Annotated in this window: 14 protein-coding genes and 1 tRNA gene; 10 read left to right on the forward strand and 5 right to left on the reverse strand. The window is 66.9% G+C overall.

Going from position 1 to position 15447, the window contains the following annotated elements; translation table 11 throughout:
- From GD429_RS36925 to GD429_RS36965, 9 genes are all read left to right on the forward strand, one after another.
- Positions 1–977: polyprenyl synthetase family protein (locus tag GD429_RS36925; protein ID WP_227792082.1), on the forward strand; the 977-nt coding region annotated here is incomplete at its 5' end.
- A gap of 180 nt (positions 978–1157) precedes the next feature.
- A tRNA-Pro gene (locus GD429_RS36930) sits at positions 1158–1234 on the forward strand.
- Positions 1235–1375: 141 nt separating this feature from the next.
- Positions 1376–2668, forward strand: a complete 1293-nt coding sequence (locus GD429_RS36935) for an HlyC/CorC family transporter (protein ID WP_321575114.1) — start codon at positions 1376–1378, stop codon at positions 2666–2668.
- 83 nt (positions 2669–2751) lie between these two features.
- Positions 2752–4029: a GspE/PulE family protein gene (locus tag GD429_RS36940; protein ID WP_152864741.1), complete on the forward strand. Its 1278-nt coding sequence runs from the start codon at positions 2752–2754 to the stop codon at positions 4027–4029.
- Between the two features lie 2 nt (positions 4030–4031).
- Entirely contained in the window at positions 4032–5237 is a 1206-nt protein-coding gene (locus GD429_RS36945) for a type II secretion system F family protein (RefSeq protein ID WP_152864743.1), read from the forward strand.
- Between the two features lie 45 nt (positions 5238–5282).
- Positions 5283–6194, forward strand: coding sequence for a prepilin peptidase (locus GD429_RS36950; protein WP_152864745.1), 912 nt, complete (start codon positions 5283–5285; stop codon positions 6192–6194).
- Between the two features lies 1 nt (position 6195).
- On the forward strand, positions 6196–6804 hold the full coding sequence (coaE, locus tag GD429_RS36955) for a dephospho-CoA kinase (RefSeq protein ID WP_152864747.1): 609 nt from the start codon (positions 6196–6198) through the stop codon (positions 6802–6804).
- Between the two features lie 109 nt (positions 6805–6913).
- Positions 6914–7669 (forward strand): cell division protein ZapD, encoded by a 756-nt coding sequence (gene zapD / locus GD429_RS36960; protein ID WP_034182650.1) that lies wholly within the window; start codon positions 6914–6916, stop codon positions 7667–7669.
- A gap of 28 nt (positions 7670–7697) precedes the next feature.
- Positions 7698–7898, forward strand: a complete 201-nt coding sequence (locus tag GD429_RS36965; RefSeq protein WP_152864749.1) for a DNA gyrase inhibitor YacG — start codon at positions 7698–7700, stop codon at positions 7896–7898.
- A 60-nt stretch (positions 7899–7958) separates the two neighbouring features.
- On the opposite strand, the gene GD429_RS36970 is transcribed toward GD429_RS36965, so the two are convergent.
- The 4 genes from GD429_RS36970 to secA all read right to left on the reverse strand — a co-directional run bounded on the left by GD429_RS36970 (position 7959) and on the right by secA (position 13487).
- A complete protein-coding gene (locus tag GD429_RS36970) occupies positions 7959–8417 on the reverse strand; it encodes an NUDIX domain-containing protein (protein ID WP_152864751.1) in 459 nt (152 codons plus the stop codon).
- Complete coding sequence (locus tag GD429_RS36975) at positions 8414–9283, reverse strand: ATP-binding protein (RefSeq protein ID WP_152864753.1); 870 nt, start codon at positions 9281–9283, stop codon at positions 8414–8416. The genes GD429_RS36970 and GD429_RS36975 overlap by 4 nt, the downstream gene beginning before the upstream one ends.
- 19 nt (positions 9284–9302) lie before the next feature.
- Positions 9303–10544 (reverse strand): bifunctional glutamate N-acetyltransferase/amino-acid acetyltransferase ArgJ, encoded by a 1242-nt coding sequence (gene argJ / locus GD429_RS36980; RefSeq protein ID WP_152864755.1) that lies wholly within the window; start codon positions 10542–10544, stop codon positions 9303–9305.
- Between the two features lie 144 nt (positions 10545–10688).
- Positions 10689–13487, reverse strand: a complete 2799-nt coding sequence (secA, locus tag GD429_RS36985; RefSeq protein ID WP_152864757.1) for a preprotein translocase subunit SecA — start codon at positions 13485–13487, stop codon at positions 10689–10691.
- Between the two features lie 255 nt (positions 13488–13742).
- On the opposite strand from secA, the gene GD429_RS36990 reads away from it, so the two are divergent.
- Positions 13743–14222 (forward strand): DUF721 domain-containing protein, encoded by a 480-nt coding sequence (locus tag GD429_RS36990; protein WP_034182644.1) that lies wholly within the window; start codon positions 13743–13745, stop codon positions 14220–14222.
- Positions 14223–14299: 77 nt separating this feature from the next.
- On the opposite strand, the gene lpxC is transcribed toward GD429_RS36990, so the two are convergent.
- Entirely contained in the window at positions 14300–15217 is a 918-nt protein-coding gene (gene lpxC / locus GD429_RS36995; RefSeq protein WP_152864759.1) for a UDP-3-O-acyl-N-acetylglucosamine deacetylase, read from the reverse strand.
- Positions 15218–15447 lie beyond the last annotated feature (230 nt).

Raw genomic sequence — 15447 nt, forward strand, 5'->3', positions numbered from 1 at the left:
CCCCCACCCTCAGCGCCGCCCACCTGCTCGCTCCGATCACCAGCGACATGGAGCAGGTGAATCGCGTCATCCGGCAAAGCCTCGCGTCCGACGTGCTGCTGATCAACCAGATCGCCGAGTACATCATCGGCGCGGGCGGCAAGCGGCTGCGTCCGGCATTGCTGCTGCTCGTCGCCGGTGCGCTAGGCGAGACGTCGCACCAGCGGCACGTGCTGGCTGCCGTCGTCGAGTTCATCCACACGGCCACACTGCTGCATGACGACGTCGTCGACGAATCCGAGCTGCGCCGCGGCCGCCAGACCGCCAACGCACTGTTCGGCAACGCCGCGAGCGTGCTGGTAGGCGATTACCTCTATTCGCGCTCGTTCGAAATGATGGTCGGCGTCGGCAAGATGCGCGTGATGGAAATCCTGTCCGAAGCAACGACGATCATTTCCGAAGGCGAGGTGCTGCAGCTCCTCAACATGCACGACGCGGACGTCGACGAAACGCGCTACATGCAGGTGATTCGCTACAAGACGGCCAAGCTGTTCGAGGCGTCGGCGCGCCTGGGCGCGGTGCTCGCCGGCGCCGATGCGCCGACCGAGGCCGCCGCCGCCGAATACGGCCGCCGGATCGGCACCGCGTTCCAGATCATGGACGACTGGCTCGACTACGCGGGCACCGTCGAGGCGATGGGCAAGAATGCCGGCGACGACCTGCGCGAAGGCAAGCCGACGCTGCCGCTCATCTACCTGATCGAACGCGGCACGCCCGAACAGTCGGCGCTTGCACGCGAGGCGATCGAACAAGGCGGCACCGATCGCTTCGACACGATTTTCGAAGCGATCACGCGCTCGGGCGCGCTGGATCACACGCTCGAATGCGCACGCCAGGAAGCGCAGGCGGCAGCGGCAGCGATCGCCGCGTTCCCCGATTCGATCTACAAGGAGAGCCTGCTCGCGCTGTGCTCCTACTCGACGTCGCGGCAGTCGTAAACGCATTGCGTGCGTCGTCGCCACTGCTGCGACGACGCACGTTCGACATGGCGGGATCACCAGTCTCGAAAAATTTCTTCTCCAAGGTATTCCATTTTCGAAGAAACGTCGTTATAGTTATGTTCTTGCTCGACGACGCAGCGGTCTTGAAGAAGACTGCGAAATCGGAAGAGTCCAAATCGGGGTGTAGCTTAGCCTGGTAGAGCGCTACGTTCGGGACGTAGAGGCCGGAGGTTCGAATCCTCTCACCCCGACCAGATTTGAAAAAACCGTGCACTGCGTGCACGGTTTTTTTTCGTCCGGCCGCTGCGGGCCCATCGTGTCGCGCGCGACACATCGCGGTCGCCGGCCTCTGCTATATTCCCCACATCCCTGTCCTTCACTGCCCTTTCCGACGCGTGGACCAAATTCCCTTATGGGCGCAAATCGGCGCCGTCTTCCTGCTTCTCCTCTGTTCCAGCTTCTTTTCCATTTCCGAGACCGCGATGATGGCGCTCAATCGCCATCGGCTGAAGCATCTCGCCGGCCAGGGCGCGCTCGGAGCAAAGACCACCCAGGGGCTTCTCACGCGCACTGACCTGCTGCTCAGCGTGATCCTGATCGGCAACAACCTGTTCAACACGATCATCCCGGTCCTGACGACGTCGCTCGCGCTGCATACGTTCGGCCGCAACAACCTCGCGCTGTCGATCGCGACCGGCATCGTCGCGTTCCTGATCATCGTGTTCGCGGAAATCGCACCGAAGATCGTCGGCGCGACCTTCCCCGAACGCATCGCCCTGCCCGCGAGCCTCGTGATCGCGCCGCTGATGCGCGTGTTCAAGCCGGTCGTCTGGTTCGTCAACGCGCTCGCGAACGGCGTGCTGTGGGTGCTGCGCATCAACACGAAGAAGGGCCGCGACCAGCGGATGTCGGCCGACGAGTTGCGAGCCATCGTGCTCGAGTCGAGCAGTTTCATGCCGACCAAGCACCGCAGCATCCTGCTCAACCTGTTCGATCTCGAGAACATCACGGTCGACGACGTGATGGTGCCGCGCCGCCAGATCGAATCGCTCAACTTCTACGCACCGCTCGACGACGTCCTGCACGAGCTCGAAACCTGCTATCACAACCGGCTCGTCGTCTACGAGGGCGACATCGACAAGGTGCTCGGCGTGCTGCACGTGCGCAAGACGCTGACCGCGCTGCACAACCAGGAGTTCGACCGCGAAACGCTGCGCTCGCTGCTCGCCGAGCCGTACTACGTGCCGTCGGGCACGCCGGTGGTTCAGCAGCTCCAGTATTTCCAGGAGACCCGTCAGCGTACCGCGCTCGTCGTCAACGAATACGGCGAGCTCGAAGGGCTCGTCACGCCCGAAGACATCATCGAGGAGCTGATCGGCGAATTCACGACGTCGATGCCGCGCAGCGAACGCGCGGGCGGCTGGGACGAGAACGGCGAATGCATCGTCACGGCCGGCATGCCGCTGCGCGAACTGAACCGCTGGTTGCACCTGAAGTTGCCGACCGACGGGCCGAAGACGCTGAACGGGCTGATTCTCGAAACCCTCGAGGAAATTCCGGAAGACGACGTGTGCCTGAAAATCGGCGACGTGATGCTCGAGGTGATGCGCAGCGACGACCAGGCCGTGCGCACCGTCAAGCTCTTCAAGCCGCGCGGCACGCGCACCCCACGCACCGCCCTGCGTTAGCCGAACGACCGACTGCCGGCGCCGCCCGCGATGCGCGACCATCTGCGGGTCACGTTCAACAGGCGGCCGACGCGCCGGCTCACATGCATTTCCCTCCTCCCGGGGCGCCGCTGCGCACGCAGCAGCCGCCCGCCCACTCCGATGCGCCGCCCGCCGCCGCGCCACACGCGCTCGACGCGGCCCAGCTCGACGACGCACCGGCCGTGCGGCTGCTGACCGACACGCTTCACGCGGCACGCGTGCGCGACGCATCCGACATCCACGTCGAACCGTTCGAAGCCGGCTGGCGCATCCGCCTGCGCATCGACGGCGTGCTGCACGAACATGCACGGCCGCCGTTACACCTGCGCGACGCGCTCGTCGCACGGATCAAGGTCCTCGCGCGCATGGACATCGCCGAGCGTCGACTGCCGCAGGACGGCAGGCTGCGCATCGCGATCGACGGCGGCACGCGCGGCGATTACCGCGTCAGCTCGCTGCCCACGCTGTTCGGCGAAAAGCTCGTGCTGCGGCGCCTCGAAACGCTGCCACCCGATCTCACGCTCGCCCGCCTCGGCTTCGACGCGCAGCAGGCGGCCGCGATGGAGGCCGCGATACGCGCACCGCACGGCCTCGTGCTCGTCACGGGCCCGACCGGCAGCGGCAAGACGCTGTCGCTCTACTGCGCACTGCAGATGCTCGATCGCGACGCGCACAACGTCTGCACGGTCGAGGATCCCGCCGAGATCCAGCTCGACGGCATCAGTCAGGTCGGTGTCGCCGAAAAGGCGGGGCTCACGTTCGCGACGGCGCTGCGCGCGCTGCTGCGGCAGGATCCGGACATCATCATGGTCGGCGAGATTCGCGATGCGGAGACGGCCGACGTCGCGATCAAGGCCGCGCAGACCGGCCATCTGGTGCTGTCGACACTGCACACGAACGACGCGCCGGCCGCCGTCGCGCGACTGCTCGACATCGGCGTCGCGCCGTACAACCTCGCGGCCGCGCTGCACCTCGTCACCGCGCAGCGCCTCGTCCGGCGCTTGTGCGTCGCCTGCCGCGTGCACTCGGACGCACCGGCGCGCGTATTGCGGGAAGCCGGCTGCGACCCGGCCGCTCTGGCGGCCGGATGGCGGCCGTTCGTCGCGCGCGGCTGTTCCGCGTGTCACGGCATCGGCTATCGCGGCCGCATCGGCCTGCATCAGACGATGCCGGTATCGCCCGCGCTGGCGGAACGCATCGTCGCGCGGGCGAGCGTCGGCGAACTCGCGCTATGCGCGGCGGCCGAAGGCGTGCGCAATCTGCGCGACGCGGCATTCGCGCGCGTCCGCGACGGCACGACCAGTATCGCGGAAGCCGTCGCCGCGACACCGGCGGCGTGAGCATGCGCACGCCGCCGCGTGAAACCCGCTTCGCGTGGCGCGGCCGCCGCCGCGACGGCGCACCGCGCCGCGGAACCGTCATCGCCTTCGACGCCGCGGCTGCGCGCGCCGCGCTCGCGCGCGACGGCATCGCGGTGCTGTCGCTCGACACCGGCGGGCCGGCCCGGCCGCCGACGGCCGGCGCACGCGACATCACACGCTTCACGCGCCAGCTCGCGAGCCTGCTGCAGGCCGGGCTGCCGCTCGCGCCGTCGCTCGAGATGCTCGCGCGTACGCGCACGCGCGACGGCGTGCCGCGCATCGCCGCAGGTCTCGCCCGCGAGATCGTCGGCGGGCAGCGCTTCGCCGATGCGCTCGCACGCTATCCAGCGCAGTTCGGCACGCTGTATCGCCAGTTGATCGAGGTCGGCGAAGCGTCCGGCTCGCTCGGCATCGTGCTGACACGGGTCGCGGAACACCGCGAGCGTGCCGACGCGCAGTGGCGCAAGCTGCGTGCCGCGCTCGCGTATCCGGCAGCCGTCGTCCTGTTCGCGCTCGCGATCTCGGCTGCGTTGATGGTGTGGGTCGTGCCGACATTCCAGCAGATCTTCGACGGTTTCGGTACCGCACTGCCGGCGCCGACCCGCGCACTGCTTGCGCTGTCCGCCGCGCTGTCGGCGTGGGGCGGCGTGCTCGTGGCTGCTGCCGCGGCAACGGCGCTTGCCGCCCATCACGCGCTTCGGCGGTCGGCGCCGCTGCGCCATGCGCTCGCGCGGCGCCTGCTGCACGCCCCGCTCGCAGGCAGCGCGCTCACACGGTTCGCGGCCGCACGCTGGTGCCGCTCGCTTGCGACGCTGCTCGGTGCCGGCGTCCCGCTCGCAGACGCCTTCGCCACGCTCGAGCGCACAGCCGGCCATCCGGTGTTCGAGCAGGCCACCGCGCACATCGCGGCACGCGTGCTGCGCGGCGCGCGTCTCGCCGACGCGATGCAGTCGGTCGGCTGCTTTCCGGACGACGTCGTGCAACCGATCGCCGTTGCCGAGGAGACCGGTGCACTCGACACGATGCTCGCCGACCTCGCCGCGCTGTGCGAACGCCAGCTCGACGCGCGTCTCGATACGCTCGCGGCGCTCGGCGAACCGCTGATCGTCATCGTCCTGGGCGCACTCGTCGGCGGTCTCGTGATCGCGATGTACCTGCCCATCCTTCAGCTCGGCAACGTGGTGTAGCATCGCAACCGATTCTGTCGCCTTCTAGTCCGAACCTTGAGCCTCATGACGCCCGCGCCCCTGTACGCCGTTCCCGATTCGCCCCAGAGCACGCTGCTCGCGCTGGCGATGCTGCCGCCCGCGCTGCAGTATGCTTTCGCGGTCGTCATCGGCCTTTGCATCGGCAGCTTCCTGAACGTGGTCGTGCACCGGCTGCCCGTGATGATGCAGCGCGCATGGCAGGCCGAGATCGCCGAAGCGACCGGCAACGCCGGCACCGCCCCAGACGACGGTTATCCGCCGCGCTACGATCTGTGGCGCCCGCGCAGCGCATGCCCGCATTGCGGCCACGTGCTGCGCGCATGGGAAAACATCCCGCTCGTCAGCTACCTGATGCTGCGCGGACGCTGCCGCCGCTGCGGCCACGCGATCGGCATCCGTTATCCGCTCGTCGAACTCGCGTGCGCACTGCTCGCCGCCGGCTCGCTCGCCGCGTTCGGCCCGACCGTTGCCGCGCTTGCCGCCTTCGCGCTGTGCGCCGCGCTGCTGGCGATGAGCGCGATCGATATCCGCACCGGCTACCTGCCCGATTCAATGACGCTGCCGCTCCTCTGGGCCGGGCTCGTGCTGAACCTCGGCGGCACGTTCACGTCGCTGCGCGCGGCCGTGATCGGCGCAATGGCCGGCTACCTGTTCCTGTGGTCGATCTACTGGCTGTTCAAATGGTTGCGCGGCATCGAGGGCATCGGCTTCGGCGACCTGAAGCTGCTCGCCGCGCTCGGCGCATGGATGGGCTGGGCCGCGTTGCCGCAGGTCGTGCTGTTCGCCGCGGTGACGGGCGCGATCGTCGGGCTCGTCGCGACCTGGCGCGGCCGCATGCGCTTCGAGGAGCCGATTCCGTTCGGCCCGTTCCTCGCGGCGGGCGGCGTCGCGACGCTGTTTTTCGGCACCCCCTTCTATGCGGCGCTCGGAGGCTGACATGTTCGCAGTAGGACTCACCGGCGGCATCGGCAGCGGCAAGACGACCGTCGCGGACCTGTTCGGCGAGCGCGGCGCATCGCTCGTCGATACCGATCTGATCGCCCACCGCATCACCGCGCCGGGCGGCCTCGCGATGCCTGTGATCGAACAGGCATTCGGCCGCGGCTTCGTTGCCGCGGACGGCTCGCTCGATCGCGCGAAGATGCGCGCACTGATTTTCAGCGACGACGACGCGCGCCGGCGCCTCGAAGCGATCACGCACCCGCTGATCCGCGCGGAAACCGATCGCGAGGCGCGCGAAGCGCAGGGCCCGTACGTGATGTTCGTCGTGCCGCTGCTCGTCGAGTCGGGCAACTGGAAGGCGCGCAGCGATCGCGTGCTCGTCGTCGACTGCCCGGTCGAGACGCAGATCGCGCGCGTGATGCAGCGCAACGGGTTCACGCGCGAGCAGGTCGAGGCGATCATCGCGAGACAGGCGACGCGCGAAGCCCGTCTCGCGGCGGCCGACGACGTGATCGTCAACGACACGACGACGCCCGATGCGCTCGCCGCGCAGGTCGATGCACTGCACCAACGCTATCTCGGGTTCGCGGCCGCCGCGCAGTAAGCTTCGCGCGCAATCGTGATGGCGTACGAAATTGGTGCGTTGCTAGGGTAGAGAGTGAGCATTAGAATGTGCTGCATTGTTTCAATTCCTACCCAAGAGGCGAGCGCGCTTGATTCTTTACGAGTATCCGTTCAACGAGCGAATTCGCACGCTGCTGCGCCTCGAAGACCTGTTCGAGCGCTTCGCGTTCTTTTTGGCTCAGGAGGACCCGCGTGAACACCACGTCGCGCTGACGACGCTGTTCGAAATCGCCGAGGTAACCGGCCGCGCGGACCTGAAATCGGATCTGATGAAGGAGCTCGAACGTCAGCGCCAGACGCTCGCCCCCTTTCGCGGCAATCCGGGCATCGAGCAGAACGCGCTCGAAGCCGTGCTCGGCGAAATCGAGCAGACGCTCGCGAATCTCGCGCAGATGCAGGGCAAGACCGGGCAGCACCTCATCGACAACGAGTGGCTCGCCAGCATCCGCAGCCGCGCGGTGATTCCCGGCGGCACCTGCAAGTTCGACCTGCCGTCGTACTATGCGTGGCAGCAATGGCCCGCCGAGCAGCGGCGCCAGGACATCGCGAAGTGGATCATGCCGATGCTGCCGCTACGCGACGCCGCGTCGATCGTGCTGCGCCTCGCGCGCGAATCGGGCCAGGCGTCGAAGGTCATGGCGATGCAGGGCAGCTATCAGCAGATGCTGTCCGGCCGCACGTACCAGTTGATGCAGGTGCGCGTGCCGCCGGAGTTGCGCGTCATTCCCGAAGCGAGCGCGAACAAATACATGCTGTGGGTACGGTTCACCATGCAGGACGGCGATGTGCGGCCGCGCGCGGTGGACATCGACGTGCCGTTCCATCTGACACTGTGCAATCTGTAACGGCCGCGTGCCGGATCGACGCTTTCGTATGACTACCGTTGTGAAATGCCCGTCCTGCGGCGCCGAAGTGCGCTGGGCCCCTGAAAATCAGTTCCGCCCGTTCTGTTCGGCTCGCTGCAAGCAGCTCGACCTCGGCGCCTGGGCTGCCGAAAAGTACCGGATCGGCGGTACGTCCGACGAAGGCCCTTCGTCGGAAGAAGACGGCACGGACGGCCGCCCCGAGAGCTGAGCGGCGCGCGGCACCGCCCGCCGGCGATATGGCCCGCCTTTCAGGCAGGCCGCCGCGGCATCATTGCGACGCCGCTTCCTTCTCGAGCAGTTCGAGCACCGGCAGCGCCGCCGGCAGCAACGGCGCGACGTCGACCGGCAGTTGCTGCCACACGAACGCCTGCCCTTCCTTGCTGTGCGGCTCGCCGGTCCAGCCCGTCACCTTGCAGAAGTAAAGCCGCACGTACGCATGCGGATAATCGTGTTCGAGCGTGTGCCAGCGATGGCTCGCCGTGACGACGATGCCGAGTTCCTCGTGCAGTTCGCGCGCCAGCGCGTCCTCGACGCTCTCGCCGGCCTCCAGCTTGCCGCCCGGAAACTCCCAGTAGCCTTCATACGGCTTGCCCTGCAGCCGCTGCGCGAGCAGATAACGGCAGCGGCCGACCGGGCCATCCGGCTGCACCATCACGCCGACCGCGACTTCCGTCACCTTGCGGCCATCCGGCGCGCGCACGGCGCCCTGTGCGAGATCCGTGCTCATGCCTGCTCCTTGCGACCCGACCAGTCACGCGCGAATTGCCACGCAACGCGTCCCGACCGCGAACCGCGCTCGAGCGCCCACACGAGCGCGTCGCCGCGCGCGGACTCGATCTCCGCATCCGCGCAGCCGAAATGACGCAGCCAGTGCGCGACGATGCCGAGGTAGTCGTCCTGCTTGAACGGATAGAAGCTGACCCACAGGCCGAAGCGCTCCGACAGCGAGATCTTCTCCTCGACGACTTCGCCGGGGTGAATCTCGCCGTCCGGGAGATGCTTGTACGACTCGTTGTCGCTCATGTACTCGGGCAGCAGATGGCGGCGGTTCGACGTCGCGTAGATCAGCACGTTGTCCGACTGCGCGGCGATCGAGCCGTCGAGCGCGACTTTCAGCGCCTTGTAGCCCGATTCGCCTTCCTCGAACGACAGGTCGTCGCAAAACACGATGAACCGCTCCGGACGCTGCGAGATCAACTCGACGATGTCGCCGAGATCGTGCAGGTCGTCCTTGTCGACTTCGATCAGGCGCAGCCCGTCCTTCGCGTACGCGTTCAGGCACGCCTTGATCAGCGACGACTTGCCGGTGCCGCGCGCGCCCGTCAGCAGCACGTTGTTGGCCGGCTTTTGCTGCACGAACTGCCGCGTGTTCTGTTCGATCAGCCCTTTCTGGCGATCGATGTTGTGCAGGTCGCCGAGCGTGATCGACGACACTGCCGGCACCGCCTGCAGGTAGCCGCGCCCCTGGCGCTTGCGCCAGCGGAACGCGTGCGCGGCGTTCCAGTCGACGGCCGCCGGCGCGGGCGGCAGCATCCCCTCGAGACGGCCGAGCAGCGCTTCCGCGCGCGTCAGAAACTGTTCAAGCTTGTCCATGTCGTTCGAACGCTCCCGATCAGGAACGGTAATCCGCGTTGATGCTCACGTAATCGTGCGACAGGTCGCACGTCCACACGGTTGCCTGCGCGTCGCCGCGGCCGAGCAGCACGCGGATCGTGATTTCGCTCTGCTTCATCACGCGCTGGCCGTCCTCTTCCTGGTAGGCCGGATTGCGGCCGCCCGCCTTCGCGACCAGCACATCGTCGAGATAGAGGTCGATCTTGCCGACGTCGAGATCCGCGACGCCCGCATAGCCGATCGCCGCGAGAATCCGGCCAAGGTTGGGGTCGGATGCGTAGAAAGCCGTCTTCACGAGCGGCGAATGGCCGATCGCGTATGCGATCTGGCGGCATTCGGCGACGCTCTTGCCGCCTTCGACCTGCACCGTCATGAATTTCGTCGCGCCTTCGCCATCGCGCACGATCAGTTGCGACAGCACCTGTGCGACTTCCGTCACCGCATCGCGCAGCGCCGCATAGGCCGGCGAATCGGTCGACGTGATCGCGGGCAGCGTGCTCTTGCCCGACGCGATCAGGATGAACGAGTCGTTGGTCGACGTGTCACCGTCGATCGTGATGCAGTTGAACGAGCGATCGGCGACTTCCTTCACGAGCGTGTCGAGCACCGGCTGCGCGACGTTCGCATCGAACGCGAGGAATCCGAGCATCGTCGCCATGTTCGGCTTGATCATGCCGGCGCCCTTGCTGATGCCCGTCAACGTGACCGTGTGGCCGTCGATCGCGACCTGGCGCGACGCGGCCTTCGGCAGCGTGTCGGTCGTCATGATCGCCTGCGCGGCGTCAAACCAGTTCGCGGCCTTGCGGTTCGCGAGCGCGGCCGGCAAGCCGGCCTTCAGGCGGTCGATCGGCAGCGGCTCGAGGATCACGCCGGTCGAGAACGGCAGCACCTGCGCCGGCTCGATGCCCGCGAGGCGCGCGAGTTCCGCGCAGGTCTCGCGTGTGTTCACGAGGCCCGGCTCGCCGGTGCCCGCGTTCGCATTGCCCGTATTCACCACGAGCGCGCGGATGCCCGCGCCGCCCGTGCGCACCTTCGCCAAGTGCTCGCGGCAGACGATGACCGGCGCGGCGCAGAAACGGTTTTCGGTGAACACGCCCGCGACCGTCGCCCCTTCGTCGACGGAGATGACCAGCACGTCCTTGCGATTCGGCTTGCGGATGTTCGCTTCCGCCCAGCCGAGCGTGACGCCGGCGACGGGATGCAGTTGGGCGGGATCGATCGACGGAAAATTGACAGCCATGGGGCACACCTGCCGGATGGAAAATGCCGGCACACGCCGGCATCGATTGGAAGAACCGGCAGCCGCACGCGCGGGCCGCCGCAACTCACATCACTCACTCGAAGCTGCGAACGAAGCGGCGCGCGCGACGCGCGCCGCCGTCGATCATGACAGCTTCCCGTGACAGTGCTTGTACTTCTTGCCGCTGCCGCACGGGCACGGATCGTTACGGCCGACCTTCGGCTGCTCGCCGCCGGGGCCGCTGTGGGCCATGGCGCTGCCGACCATGTCGGCCGTGGCAGCAGCAGCCGCAACGGCCGCCCCGCCGGCCACCGGCGCGGCGGCTTCGGCAAACTCGGCGTGCTGGTACTCGACGTTCTCGAGATGGCCGCCGCGCTCCTCGATCTGCTCGGCCGCTTCCTCGAGTTGCTCCGGCGACTGGATCTGCACGTTCATCACGATGCGCGTGACTTCCTGCTTGATCGCGTCGAGCATCGCGGCGAACAGCTCGAACGCTTCGCGCTTGTATTCCTGCTTCGGGTTCTTCTGCGCATAGCCGCGCAGGTGGATGCCCTGGCGCAGGTGATCGAGCGCCGCGAGGTGTTCGCGCCACAGACGGTCGACCGTCTGCAGCATCACCGAACGCTCGAACGCGCTGAACGATTCGCGGCCGACCATCGCGACCTTTGCGTCGTACTGCTCGTCGGCGGCCGTCATCACGGCGTCGAGAATCTCCTCGGCCGTGATCGACGACGACTCGTTCACCATTTCCTGGATCGCGAGGTCGAGCTGCCAGTCGTTGCGCAGCGCTTCCTCGAGCTCGGGCACGTCCCACTGCTCCTCGATGCTGCCTTCCGGCACGAACTGGCGGACGACTTCGGCAATCACGCCGTGGCGCATCGCGGTGATCGTCTCGGTGATGTCGTGAGCTTCGAGCAGTTCGTTGCGCTGCTGGTAGATGACCTTGCGTTGGTCGTTCGACACGTCGTCGTATTCGAGCAGCTGCTTGCGGATGTCGAAGTTGCGCGCTTCGACCTTGCGCTGCGCGGATTCGATCGAACGCGTGACGATCCCGGCCTCGATCGCCTCGCCTTCCGGCATCTTCAGGCGATCCATGATCGAGCGTACGCGGTCGCCCGCGAAGATGCGCAACAGCGGATCGTCGAGCGACAGGTAGAAGCGCGACGAGCCCGGATCGCCCTGGCGACCCGCACGGCCGCGCAGCTGGTTGTCGATCCGGCGCGATTCGTGGCGCTCGGTGCCGATGATGTGCAGGCCGCCCGCGGCCTTCACCTGCTCGTGCAGCGCTTCCCACTCGTCGTGCAGCTGCTGGATGCGGCGCGCCTTTTCGTCGGCCGGGATCGCTTCGTCGGCCTCGATGAACGCGGCCTGCTTCTCGGCGTTGCCGCCGAGCACGATGTCGGTGCCGCGGCCGGCCATGTTGGTCGCGATCGTGACGCGCTTCGGGCGGCCGGCTTCGGCGACGATCGCGGCTTCACGCTCGTGCTGCTTCGCGTTCAGCACTTCGTGCGGCAGCCCGGCCTGCGTCAGCAGGTGCGACAGCAGTTCGGAGTTCTCGATCGACGTCGTGCCGACCAGCACCGGCTGGCCGCGCTCGTGGCAGTCGCGGATGTCGCGGATCACCGCGTCGTAACGCTCCTTCGCCGTCTTGTAGATCTGGTCCTGCTTGTCGATCCGCTTCGGCGGACGGTTGGTCGGGATCACGACCGTCTCGAGACCGTAGATCTCGTTGAATTCGTACGCTTCGGTGTCCGCGGTACCCGTCATGCCCGCGAGCTTCGCGTACATCCGGAAGTAGTTCTGGAACGTGATCGATGCGAGCGTCTGGTTCTCGCTCTGGATCTTCACGTGTTCCTTCGCCTCGACGGCCTGGTGCAGGCCGTCGGACCAGCGGCGGCCGGCCATCAGGCGGCCCGTGAATTCGTCGACGATAACCACTTCGCCGTTCTGCACGACGTAGTGCTGATCCTTGTGGAACAGCGTGTGGGCGCGCAGCGCCGCGTACACGTGGTGCATCAGCGTGATGTTCTGCGGCGCGTACAGGCTCTCGCCATCGCCGATCAGGCCCCATTCGGCGAGCAGCCGCTCGGCCTTCTCGTGGCCCGATTCCGTCAGGAACACCTGGCGCGACTTCTCGTCGAGCGTGTAGTCGCCCGGCTTCTCGACGCCCGTGCCGTCGGCCTTCTCCTCGCCGATCTGGCGCTCGAGCAGCGGCGGCAGCGCGTTCATCCGCACGTACAGTTCGGTGTGATCCTCGGCCTGGCCCGAGATGATCAGCGGCGTGCGCGCCTCGTCGATCAGGATCGAGTCCACTTCGTCGACGACCGCGAAGTTCAGTGCCCGCTGCACGCGCGCGTCGGTCTCGTAGACCATGTTGTCGCGCAGGTAGTCGAAGCCGAACTCGTTGTTCGTGCCGTACGTGATGTCCGCCGCGTAGGCCTGCTGCTTCTGGTCGTGCTCCATGCCGGACAGGTTGATGCCGACAGACAGACCGAGGAAGTTGTAGAGGCGCGCCATCCATTCGGCGTCGCGCTGCGCGAGGTAGTCGTTGACGGTCACGACGTGCACGCCGCGGCCGGCCAGCGCATTCAGGTACACGGGCAGCGTCGCGACGAGCGTCTTGCCTTCGCCGGTACGCATTTCCGCGATCTTGCCGTAGTGGAGCACCATGCCGCCGATCAACTGCACGTCGAAGTGCCGCATCTTCAGCACGCGGCGGCTCGCCTCGCGACAGACCGCGAACGCTTCGGGCAGCAGCTTGTCGAGCGACTCGCCGGCCGCGACCCGCTGGCGGAATTCGTCCGTCTTGCCGCGCAACTGGTCGTCCGTCAGCTTCTCGATCTGCGTTTCGAGCGCATTGATCGTCGTGACGGTCTTTTGGTATTGCTTGACGAGCCGCTGGTTGCGGCTGCCAAAAATTTTCTGGAGAAAACCGGTTGTCATCGGATCGGATCCTGCGTCGCAGCACCGGCGTCCGGCGCGTGTTGCGCGCCTCGACGCCCGAGCCTCGGCGGCTTAGCGAATTAGTGGACTCAAACGGTGAATTTTAGCACGCGGGGGCGCGTGCGCCCGCGTCTCGGCCGGACGGGCATTGCGCGCCGAGGCCGGGTGGACGGGGCGAAAGCCGCCCGTGCACGGGCCGGCGCGGGTACAATCGGCGTCAACGTCCGCGCGCGTGCGCGCCCGAAGAATGCCTCGATGAACCGATTTTCCAAGCGTTTCGGCCCGCTCGCCGCGCATCGCCCGCAACCCGTGTCCGAAGTACTCGGCCGCACCGACGCGTTCACTGCGCTGCGCGCCGGCGTCGAGCAGATCGCGTCGCTGCAGCGTGATCTGTCCGCGCTCCTGCCCGACTATCTTGCGAATCATGTCGAACCGGGCTTCGTCAAGGACGGTACCCTGACCCTCTTTGCCGCGCACAATGCGCTGGCCGCGCGGCTGCGGCAGGTCGAACCGCGGCTGCTCGGCGATCTCCAGAAGCGCGGCTGGCCTGTCGCGACGCTGCGCGTGCGCGTGCGTCCGAAGGACGCGCCGGAGCCGCCGCACGTGAAGCAGGCGCGGATGACCTCGGTCGGCGCCGCCGCATTGCGCGACCTCGCCGACCACCTCGAACCGTCGCCGCTGCAGGCCGCGCTCGCGCGGATGGCGGCCCGACACGGCGCGAAATCGCCGCGCTGAGCGCGCCGCCGGCGGCGGCCGACCAACAAAAAAGCGGCCCGCAGGCCGCTTTTTTTATCGCTGGTGCCGAACGCCGGTCAGGCGAACGCCGTCTGCGCGTCGAACGCGAAGCCGCTCGGCGCAGTCTGCGGATCGTCGAACGTGACGATCTCGTATGCGTCTTCGTGCGCGAGCAGCTCGCGCAGCAGCGCGTTGTTCAGCCCGTGCCCGGACTTGTACGCGGTGTACGACGCCAGCAGCGGATGGCCGACCACGTACAGGTCGCCGATCGCGTCGAGCATCTTGTGCTTCACGAACTCGTCGTCGTAGCGCAACCCGTCGTTGTTCAGGATCCGGTACTCGTCGAGCACGATCGCGTTGTCCATGCTGCCGCCGCGCGCCAGGCCGAGCTCGCGCATCATTTCGACTTCATGGGCGAACCCGAACGTGCGCGCACGCGCGATCTCGCGCACGTACGACGTGTTCGCGAAATCGACCTCGAGTTCCTGGCCGGTCTTGTCGACGGCCGGGTGACGGAAGTCGATCGTGAATTTCAGCTTGAAGCCGAAAAACGGATCGAGACGCGCGAACTTGTCGCCGTCGCGGATTTCAACCGGCTTCGTCACCTTGATGAACCGCTTCGGCGCGTTCTGCTCCTCAATGCCGGCGGACTGGATCAGGAACACGAAGGACGCGGCGCTGCCGTCCATGATCGGGATTTCCTCGGCCGTCACGTCGACATACAGGTTGTCGATGCCGAGCCCCGCGCACGCCGACATCAGGTGCTCGACGGTCGACACGCGCGCGCCATCCTTTTGCAGCACCGACGCGAGCCGCGTGTCGCCGATCGACATGGCCGATGCGGGAATATCGACGGGTGTGGGCAGGTCGACGCGCGAGAAGACGATGCCCGTGCCGGGCGCCGCCGGACGGAGCGTCAGTTCGACCTTGCGGCCCGAGTGCAGACCGATGCCCACGGTCTTCACGATCGATTTGATGGTGCGCTGCTTCAGCATGGTGTTCTTCGTCTTGATTGAATATATCAATCAGGAGTTATATTCGATAGATGGGATTATAGCGTAATTCCCTATTCAACGCTGTTTGAAACTGCGTATCAATCTGTTTCGGCAGTTTACTCGCGCCGATACGGGACGGGCCGATGCCCGGAACGGAGGCGTTTCCGGTCATCAGCCCGTGTTACAACTGCCCTGAGGCCGGTGAGCAGCGTTGCCGGCAGGCAACGGCG

Origin of the sequence: Burkholderia sp. BE17 (genome assembly GCF_009362305.1) — a bacterium.
Classification (GTDB): Bacteria; Pseudomonadota; Gammaproteobacteria; order Burkholderiales; family Burkholderiaceae; genus Burkholderia; species Burkholderia pyrrocinia_C.

What these genes read in the sequence shown, in the direction of transcription:
- GD429_RS36940 (WP_152864741.1), top strand. Translation starts at nt 2,752, where the DNA reads ATGCATTTCCCTCCTCCCGGGGCGCCGCTGCGCACGCAGCAGCCGCCC.
- GD429_RS36945 (WP_152864743.1), top strand. Translation starts at nt 4,032, where the DNA reads ATGCGCACGCCGCCGCGTGAAACCCGCTTCGCGTGGCGCGGCCGCCGC.
- GD429_RS36950 (WP_152864745.1), top strand. Translation starts at nt 5,283, where the DNA reads ATGACGCCCGCGCCCCTGTACGCCGTTCCCGATTCGCCCCAGAGCACG.
- coaE (WP_152864747.1), top strand. Translation starts at nt 6,196, where the DNA reads ATGTTCGCAGTAGGACTCACCGGCGGCATCGGCAGCGGCAAGACGACC.
- GD429_RS36965 (WP_152864749.1), top strand. Translation starts at nt 7,698, where the DNA reads ATGACTACCGTTGTGAAATGCCCGTCCTGCGGCGCCGAAGTGCGCTGG.
- GD429_RS36970 (WP_152864751.1), bottom strand. Translation starts at nt 8,417, where the DNA reads ATGAGCACGGATCTCGCACAGGGCGCCGTGCGCGCGCCGGATGGCCGC.
- GD429_RS36975 (WP_152864753.1), bottom strand. Translation starts at nt 9,283, where the DNA reads ATGGACAAGCTTGAACAGTTTCTGACGCGCGCGGAAGCGCTGCTCGGC.
- argJ (WP_152864755.1), bottom strand. Translation starts at nt 10,544, where the DNA reads ATGGCTGTCAATTTTCCGTCGATCGATCCCGCCCAACTGCATCCCGTC.
- secA (WP_152864757.1), bottom strand. Translation starts at nt 13,487, where the DNA reads ATGACAACCGGTTTTCTCCAGAAAATTTTTGGCAGCCGCAACCAGCGG.
- GD429_RS36990 (WP_034182644.1), top strand. Translation starts at nt 13,743, where the DNA reads ATGAACCGATTTTCCAAGCGTTTCGGCCCGCTCGCCGCGCATCGCCCG.
- lpxC (WP_152864759.1), bottom strand. Translation starts at nt 15,217, where the DNA reads ATGCTGAAGCAGCGCACCATCAAATCGATCGTGAAGACCGTGGGCATC.